Below are 8,815 nucleotides of genomic sequence, written 5' to 3'. Positions count from 1 at the left end.
CCGAATCTACCCTTTTGAACGAAAGAGCTTTTCCGACGGTCTATAGCTTCGTCTCAGATCTGGGGGACCGTCGGAAAAGGCGTAACGCAGGAATCACAAGGGTTTGAGGTGTAGAGGATCGTGGAATGTTCTTCATGATAGAGAAGAAATGTTATGATATACTGAGATCGTCGGAAAAAGCTTGTAAAGGCCTTGTGAATCATGGGGTTTTGCTGGTTGCGGTTTCAAAAAAAAGAACCTTGCTCAAAGGATTGAAACTCTGCCATATCTCGCCATTGCGCTTCACCACTATTGTTTCAAAAAAAAGAACCTTGCTCAAAGGATTGAAACTTGCGACATTAGAGCATAAACTGTACTTCTCGCGATGTTTCAAAAGAAAGAACCTTGCTAAAAGGATTGAAACCCGTTTTATTTTTGAAACGGTAGGAAGGACTAGTCCAAGTTTCAAAAGAAAGAACCTTGCTCAAAGGATTGAAACGGGGCTTTAGGTTGAGTGATTTTTGTGGTGTTACCTTATTTCAAAAGAAAGAGCTTTGCTAAAAGGATTGAAACCATTCTATAATGCTATTCATAGGAGAATTAAAGGGGTTTCAAAAGAAAGAACTTTGTTTAAAGGATTGAAACTCCGCAAACCATTTCCGATTAGTAGGTAATAAAGAAAAATAAAAAGCGAGTTGGACACTCAATCCAACTCGCTTTTTACTTGCGATCAAAACTCAAACGAAATTGCAAACGTAACACGTTTTCTTCTGTTTCATCTCATTCTCTCATATTCCCCAAGCCCTTGATAGAATACGGTTTATTGTCTTTTAATTCTCCTGATTTCTCTATTTCACGGCACTTAAAATCTAGCGGTAGGTTACCAACGTGGTGGTTCGATTCTGATCCTTGGCACTATACATATCAAAGGTTTGTCCACTCAGGTGAAACTAAAAGTTTTCTACACAAGGCATTTTGCAAACGAAATGGCAATGAATATACTAGAGAATCTTGTGGTCAAAATATAGAGATTCTCAGATTTAATACTAACCATTGTGGTTTATGAAGTATTATATAGCTAAAGCACATCATATTCGATTGTTAACAAAATTTATAAAATAATCTATATACTATTATTTACCATACTACACCAAATGATTAAAAATCATACTGAATAGTTATGGTAGAACGAGTTTGTCAAAAAATGCATGTGAATTTCTTGTGGCACAAAGAGTTGCTAATCAACGTTTCAAAGGAAAGAACTTTGCTAAAAGGATTGAAACACTACTCCTTCGGACGCCAAATAAATGGCGTCATCTTATCAAATAAAAGAAACATGTATAAAGAATTGAAAACAATGTTCTGACAGTATTTTCTTTTCACCATACATGAAGAAAGATATGGTGTAATGGCAGAATTAGGTTCAATCCGAAAAAAGAATTGCTCAAATGAACAGTAGTCCTTCTCTATTTTGCTACAGAAAAAGTTTGTGCAAGTTGGGAGATGTGTCCGATTAAGGTGACGGGTGCATTTGAAATAACGGCAAAGGGATATTGGTTTATTTGGAACAACTCCTGTTTATCAAATCTCTTTCCGAGTTGGTATGTATAAACAACGAGGGGAATCTCTAGCTTTTCTTGATGGAGATATTCAATGAGCAGAAAGAGGTCATCAATGGTGTCCGGTTCGCAGCTAAATACTAGGATGTCTACAATGTTTGTTTGTAACAGTGGTTTGATTTTTTCTAGGTTATAGGAAAGAAAATGGAGATGATCTGTATGGATACCGCGCTTAACTAGGTGCTCTTTTTCTAGTGTTTTGATTCGAGCTATTTCATGGATCGATGCAGTTATGTAGATCTCGGATAGGGAGAGATTGAGTTCGTGTTGCATAGCTTTTTGTAGCGCTTTGATTTCCTTTGTTTGTTGGGTTAGTTCTTCTAATTTATTTTTCAACTGGTCCTCATAGTGGGTTTGGATTTGATTGAGACGATTTTGATAATCGAGGGCCTTTTCTTTCGTTTCCTCTATGATACTCTGCATTAGCTCTTTTCTTGTTTGCATAAATTGATAGGAGAATACGGCGATGGCTACTGTCATGGCAATACCTAAAAAAGTGATAAAAAAGTTAAATTGACTATAAAGAGATTCTCTTTCTTTTTGCACAGTATCACGCAATTTATCTGTTTCTTTTTGTAAATACTCCCGATAATTTTTAATCTCCTCACTCATATCTTTGTATACTTTGTTCTCTCCTTTTACCTGTTCTAATTCTTCATTTAATTTTTGGACTTGAGCATCAGGCAGGGGATTTGCAAACATATAAGTAGGCGAAAAACAAGCGAGAATGATGAAAAGTGGAAATAGATAGTATTTGTTCATTAAAAACACTTCTCCTTAATAGCAAAATATTTAGATTTGGGCTACTATATATTATAGAGTGATGATTAACAAGTAGGTAAAAAGAAATAAAATACGTTGGGTAGTGTAAATCTTTATTCCTAAGATGAATCCTAATTAAGTTTATGTTTTAAAAAAAATAACAGATTTATATCCTTACAAATAGATAGGAGTGAACTTCTTTTGGGCAATCTATCCCCTCCGCCTGATCTATCTCCTTCACGAGTCACACTTGTGTTCCAAATAGAAACACCGATGTATCTAGCTGGCAGTGACAAGACCCAGGTGGAAATGAGAGTTTCTTCGATAAAAGGGTTGCTCCGTTTTTGGTATCGGGCTATTCAACCCGATTACACAACGGAGGAGGAAATACTTTTTGGAGGGATGAATAAGGGTCAATCACCGTTACGCCTACGAATCGCGAAGATGGATGAACAGAAACTAGGTTATGTAAAGAAACCAAAACCTCGTTATCTTGGGTTTTCATTAGATGATCGTAGTTTTTTCCCACCAAAGAAAACATTTCAACTGGAGGCAACCATGAATCGGAATGGTGATAATGTCTCATTGTGGAGAGCCTATTTGTCAAGTGCTTGGCTTTTAACAGCGATGGGCGGAATAGGTGCCCGTGTAAGACGGGGATTTGGTGGGTGTTCTTTGCAAAAGATGAGTAGCACTGCCGATGTAAACATAGAGCAGATTGCTCAGTCATTACCGAAGTTATCGAAAGCAACAGATCTTGCAGATTGGGAAGATCAATTTACGCATGGTTTGAAGCAGTTATGGCAATGGTATCCTCCACAGCAGGAAGTTACACATACAGTCGTCAACCAGGATCTAAGAATATTTGTTTCCCCTACTGTTAAGTCGAATTACAAAGATGCACTCACTACAGGTGCGAAAGTACTCGAAGTGTTTCGAAAGGAGAAGGGCAAGAGGAATAATATGCGCCAAGCATTAGGGCATTGGGAAGAAGAACGTTTTCCTTCACCGGTATGGTTGAGAATTATACATATTCAGGAAGAATATTATCCCGTTTTTTTCTTCATCTCGACGCCTCTGCCGAAGCTGTCGTATACCGATGCGTTAGATCGTTTTGCAAATTTATTACTCGCAAATGACTTTCAGGAAAGTAGGATCTAAATGAGCCGAACACTTCATTTTTCGATTGGACCTGTTCAAGAGTTTGTTTCCCAGTCGCGACGTACACGAGATCTACTCATGAGTTCATTTCTCCTTTCTTTTTTAACAGGGCATGCCATGATAGAGGTTATTCGATGTAAAGGCAGAATTGTGTTTCCCCAAGTAGATGAAAACCCTCTGTTACTGGCGATTCAACAATCGAACGACGACTTGCAAGAAGAAGGACTTTGGATAGGCAGTTTACCCAATCGTTTTCAAGCAGAAATCCCCAATGAATTTGAACCCGCTCAATGTGTTCAAGCTGTCAACAAAGCATGGCTTCGTATTGCGAATACCATATGGGAAAAAGTTGTTGAACCGATTGCAAACCATGGTAAGGATACAGAGAAAATCTGGCAGCGGCAAGTGGAAAACTTCTGGGAGATCAACTGGGTGAGGGGTTCGGATCGCAATCTACTGGATCGACGCAAATACTGGCGCAATTTTGTTCCTTCGGAGGAAGAGGGGGACAAATGTATGTTGGTATCTCACCTGCAAGAACTATCGGGATATCTACGGGCACATGAGCCAGTAAAACAAGATAACTTCTGGAATAAAATTCACAAATCCCGTTACGCTGATTTATTTGCTGAGGAGAGTAAGGAAAGACTTAGTGCCATCGGTATGATCAAACGATACCTCCCTTTACTTACAAAAGAGGCACTGGGTTGGGAATTTCCTGAAGAAGCTAAGTATTTTCCTTCTACGAGATATTTGGGCTCTTACCCTTTTCGGAAAAAGGTTGTCGAGAATGCATCATTGCAAGAACAACGTGATCGTTATGCTGCTTTAGCTCTAAAAAAGTATCCATTAACACACACGGGTCGTCGTTATTTCGGTAGGCAGGGAGATCGATTTAGTCGGTTAGTAGAGAATGCTTTGCAACCAGACAATATAAAGGATTATCCAAAGTTGTATCAGGCTTTTCAGCAACTATGTCAATCAGTAGGAAGTGAGCCGACCAATTATTATGCGTTATTAATGATGGATGGTGACCGATTGGGTGCTTGGTTGCAACAAGTAGAAGCACAAGAAGTAGGAAGGATAAGTCATGCACTAGCCCAATTTACGGGGTCAGTCCAGGAGATCGTTAAAGCGAAAGATGGCACTTTAGTCTATGCAGGTGGCGATGATGTAATGGCTCTGTTTCCCCTAAATACGGTGCTAGAGGCAACCTTTCGGTTACGGAAGGCATATCAACAAGCGTTCGCTAACGTCTTTCCTGAACAGGAGTCTTCTCCGACCATTTCAGCTGGACTTGTTTTCGCTCATTCGAAAGCATCCTTAAAACAAATGGTGTCAATTTCGCATACTTTACTTGACGAGATTGCCAAGGAAAAACATGGACGGGATAGTATCGCCATCGGGATTTATAACAATAGTGGGGCATTGATACAGTGGGGGGCGCCTTGGGAGTTGATTCTTGATCATGACACAAATCGGTTAGTGGTTTTAGCGAATGAATTGGCCCTTACACCAAGCTTTTTATATCACCTCAAAGATACATATGAGTCGTTTGCCAGTGTGACCGAAGAAGAGAGTTTGAAAAAAATGTTGTTGGCGGAATGGGAACGAATCAATGGCAAACCAACTATAGTAATCGAACAACAGCTTAAACAATTAATTGAGTTCGGTTACCATGCATATTACGATGAGAATAATAAATTAGTCCTTGATAAACAGTCTTTTTCTGCTGATATTGCTTTATTAGTGCGCTGGCTCAGAGATAAAGGAGTGACGGAGAATGCAGACTTGGACGTTTAGGGCTATCGATTCATGGTTTTTTCGTGACGGCACTCCTTTTCATTCGGGCGAAACGGCTGGCTTACATCACCGAAGTATGTTTCCTCCTCCCATCTCAGCCATTCAAGGGGCGATTCGAACGACATTAGCGCGTTCCAGAGGTTGGACAGAAAGAGATAAAACGGATATTTACTGGCCCAAAGAATTAGGAGATTATGAGTCTTTAGGAGAACTTAGTTTTCGAGGACCTTACTTACGATGGCGTAATGAACGTTTATACCCTATTCCATTGACGCTCATAGGCGATAGGAAAAGAGTAAATCATCGATTGATTCCAAGTTATTCAACTGTTTCCTGTGATATGGGTAATGTACGTTTGGTAGAGATACCTGATCGTAAAAAAGGCAAGTTGTTAACTGGCTGGGTCAATAAGGAAGGAATGCAACAGATTCTTGCGGGAGGTTTTCTAAAAGAAAGCCAGATTTACTTGCCCTCAGAACTATATCAATCAGAGTTTCGCATAGGTTTGCAAAGAGATAATCATACGCTTCAAGCAAATGAAGGGTATTTGTACAGTAGCGTTCATGTTCGACCTTATCTAGAGGTAAGGATTGAGGTAGAGGTGACAGGGATTCCGAGCGATTGGAAGGTAGCAAACAACCAATTGATTCCTTTTGGTGGGGAAGGTCGCTTTGCTGATGTGGAGGTAACGGAATCGAAAACAGAAAGGATTGTGATGCCACTCGATCGGTTAGAAAACTCGGATCCGGTTCGTTTTTATATGAGTTTACTGACACCTGGTGTCTTTGCTGATGTGAAGAAGACGATAGAAAGAGGCCCCTTAGCCGATCTTTCATGTGTTTCAGGCAGTATAAGTCGAGTGGTTTCACAGGGCAGTTGGGATCAAAAACATAACATGCCTCGTAAAAATCTACTCATGATCCCGGCGGGGAGTACATGGTTCTATGAAACGGATCAACACATGCTAGAAACGATTCAGACATTGCACCATTCGAAAATTGGCAATCGGACGGAATATGGTTATGGTGAAATCGCAATTGGAAGGTGGACAGCCAAAAAATGAGTAAACAGCAAATGATTGGATTGCTTGCAGAAACAAATATTCATGTTGGCGCAGGACAAACATATGGCGCTATTGATCTACCTGTTGCTCGTGAAGTCACGACACAATTTCCTGTCATACCAGGCTCTAGTTTAAAGGGAGCTTTGCGACAAAAAATGGAGCAAGAGGTCAAAACAGGAGAAAAGATTGCAACTTGGTTTGGAAATGAACGAGCAGCTGGAGGGATTGGTGTAACAGACGCGCGTTTACTGCTATTGCCAATTCGGAGCTTAACCAGTTCTTTTCGCTGGGTAACTTGCCCTTATATTTTAGAGAGGTTTGATCGTGATTTGCGAATGATCGGCTATGAACCTTCCTTGCCTGACATAGCAGTTGAATCTGAGCAGGCATGGATATTTACAGAAGATAAGAGATTGGTTTTAGAAGAATATGCTTTTCATCCAATACAAAGACAAGCAGAAATAACGGAAATCGTTAAATGGATAAATCCGTTGATAGCCCATATGTCGATTCGGGAACGTATGCTAGAATCACTAACGATTATTTCGGATAGAGAGTTTACTCATTTTGCTCAGCACGCTCTACATATTTATGCGCGAAATTCGTTAGATGATGAAACAAAGGAGAGTAAGAATTTATGGTATGAAGAGGCATTGCCGTCTGACAGTTTGTTATACAGCATATTCATTGCTCGGAATCCTTTTCAAGAAGATCATTTACTTGAGTTACAAGAAACATTCAAAAGTAGTCGATATTTACAAGTGGGTGGCAATGAAACGATCGGTCAAGGGTGGTCGATTCTCTCGATTTATGAGGAGGGGCAGCATGGGTCACGTAAATCTTGAACAACAACGAGCACAGCACTCTTTAGCAAAAATTGAAGAGATGCAGCGATTGGATAAACAAACAGCAGATGATTATGCAACCTATGTAACCTCATTTCCGGCGGCGATTTTAATTAACGGTTTGGGTCAAGCGTTAGCCCAACTCCTAGCAGCAGCGAAGCGACAAGAGGATGAGCCACACTTTTTATTATACAAACACATAGAGGAGTGGCTCTGTCGCATCGATAAACAAGCTCCTTATAGTGGGAAAGCTGAATTACTCAATGCATTGATGGGTGGGAGCAGACAAACATATATCTGGGCAACGCAAGAAACGATGCTGTGGTTACAATTTCATAAGAAAATGGCGAATGCACACTTGAAAATAAAGGAATGAATGGGATGTCACAACTACCTTTATATAAAGAAATGGAACCAATAGACGATATTAAGTCAGGAAATCAGGGGTTGGTTTTTAATAAATGGATGGATCAATGGAAACTGGATTGGGATATCGATAAAAAGAATTGGTTAAATAGATGGCATGATAAAAGAGTGGGAGAGCGTCGAGAAATTCAAGCATATTTGTCTCGAATGAGCAAACTGATTTCAGGTAAAGGTGCTGAAATAACAATCCGAACCAAAGAGCGGATGGTGATCGGAATGGGGCTCCCTCATCCAGTCGAAAATGGTTTTGCTTGGCATCACACACTAGGTGTTCCCTACATTCCTGGTTCCTCTATCAAAGGAATGCTACGAGCCACGTTGCGACGTTGGTCTGCTACTCACGAAGGATTGGACAAGATTTTCGGCAGTAGAGAGGAGCAAGAAGCGAAACAAGTAGGAAGTATCCTTTTCTATGATGCCATTCCAAGTAAACCCATAAAACTAGAAGTAGACATAATGACCCCACACTATACGACATACTATGGAAATCCTTCGATTCCCCCTCAAGACCAATCTGAGCCCATCCCCATCCCGTTTTTAACCATTGCCAAAAATCAAGATTTCCAACTGTTTTTCATGAGTCGCACAAATGCCCCCCAGATGCAAGCAGACCTCAAAGTGTTAAAACAGTGGATTCGATTTGCTGGTGATGTAGAAGGAATCGGCGCCAAAACAAATATAGGTTATGGTCAATTTCAAGTGGTAGATGATACAGATAGACATTAATTATAGAAGTAGAGTCGTTTTTTAGGACTGTATGTATAAAAATGGGAAGAAAAACCATTTACGACAGTATTTAGCATCAGCTGAAACCCACAAGACCGTCGGAAATGGTGAAGTGTAGGAATCTCAAGGAATTGAGGCTTGTGGTTAGAGGGGAGATCACTTCATGAGGAAGAAGAAATGTTATGATAGACTGAGATCGTCGGAAAAAGCATGTAAAGGACATGTGGTTCAAGGGATTTGATGGTCACTGTTTCAAAGGAAAGAGCTTTGCTAAAAGGATTGAAACCAGTCGGGACAAACCTCTACGACGGGTGTTTCATGTTTCAAAGGAAAGAACTTTGCTAAAAGGATTGAAACTAGCAAGTAAATACAAATGATCCTGGTAGATACTTTTGGTTTCAAAAGAAAGAGCTTTGTTTAAAGGAATGTAA

Annotated in this window: 8 protein-coding genes; 7 read left to right on the top strand and 1 reads right to left on the bottom strand. The window is 40.1% G+C overall.

Annotation, left to right across the window (positions count from 1 at the left end):
- The first annotated feature begins 134 nt into the window (after positions 1-134).
- On the top strand, positions 135-488 hold the full coding sequence (locus BUB71_RS18630; RefSeq protein ID WP_139279202.1) for a hypothetical protein: 354 nt from the start codon (positions 135-137) through the stop codon (positions 486-488).
- Positions 489-1,445: 957 nt separating this feature from the next.
- Here BUB71_RS18630 and BUB71_RS18625 read toward each other — a convergent pair.
- A complete protein-coding gene (locus BUB71_RS18625) occupies positions 1,446-2,360 on the bottom strand; it encodes a hypothetical protein (protein WP_073158741.1) in 915 nt (304 codons plus the stop codon).
- A gap of 201 nt (positions 2,361-2,561) precedes the next feature.
- On the opposite strand from BUB71_RS18625, the gene cmr1 reads away from it, so the two are divergent.
- The 6 genes from cmr1 to cmr6 are packed head-to-tail and all read left to right on the top strand — an operon-like array spanning position 2,562 to position 8,384.
- Entirely contained in the window at positions 2,562-3,521 is a 960-nt protein-coding gene (cmr1, locus tag BUB71_RS18620) for a type III-B CRISPR module RAMP protein Cmr1 (protein WP_073158738.1), read from the top strand.
- Positions 3,522-5,324 (top strand): type III-B CRISPR-associated protein Cas10/Cmr2, encoded by a 1,803-nt coding sequence (gene cas10 / locus BUB71_RS18615; protein WP_073158735.1) that lies wholly within the window; start codon positions 3,522-3,524, stop codon positions 5,322-5,324.
- Positions 5,305-6,387 (top strand): type III-B CRISPR module-associated Cmr3 family protein, encoded by a 1,083-nt coding sequence (locus tag BUB71_RS18610; RefSeq protein ID WP_073158732.1) that lies wholly within the window; start codon positions 5,305-5,307, stop codon positions 6,385-6,387. The genes cas10 and BUB71_RS18610 overlap by 20 nt, the downstream gene beginning before the upstream one ends.
- Positions 6,384-7,232, top strand: a complete 849-nt coding sequence (cmr4, locus tag BUB71_RS18605) for a type III-B CRISPR module RAMP protein Cmr4 (RefSeq protein ID WP_073158726.1) — start codon at positions 6,384-6,386, stop codon at positions 7,230-7,232. The genes BUB71_RS18610 and cmr4 overlap by 4 nt, the downstream gene beginning before the upstream one ends.
- Positions 7,213-7,608: a type III-B CRISPR module-associated protein Cmr5 gene (cmr5, locus tag BUB71_RS18600; RefSeq protein ID WP_073158722.1), complete on the top strand. Its 396-nt coding sequence runs from the start codon at positions 7,213-7,215 to the stop codon at positions 7,606-7,608. Before cmr4 ends, cmr5 begins: the two co-directional genes overlap by 20 nt.
- Positions 7,609-7,613: 5 nt before the next feature.
- Positions 7,614-8,384, top strand: a complete 771-nt coding sequence (cmr6, locus tag BUB71_RS18595) for a type III-B CRISPR module RAMP protein Cmr6 (RefSeq protein WP_073158719.1) — start codon at positions 7,614-7,616, stop codon at positions 8,382-8,384.
- Positions 8,385-8,815: the final 431 nt, after the last annotated feature.

The organism is Seinonella peptonophila (assembly GCF_900129355.1).
Classification (GTDB): Bacteria; Bacillota; Bacilli; order Thermoactinomycetales; family Thermoactinomycetaceae; genus Seinonella; species Seinonella peptonophila.
The sequence above is the reverse complement of the archived record's forward strand: the minus strand, read 5'-3'. Positions and strand labels throughout refer to the sequence as shown.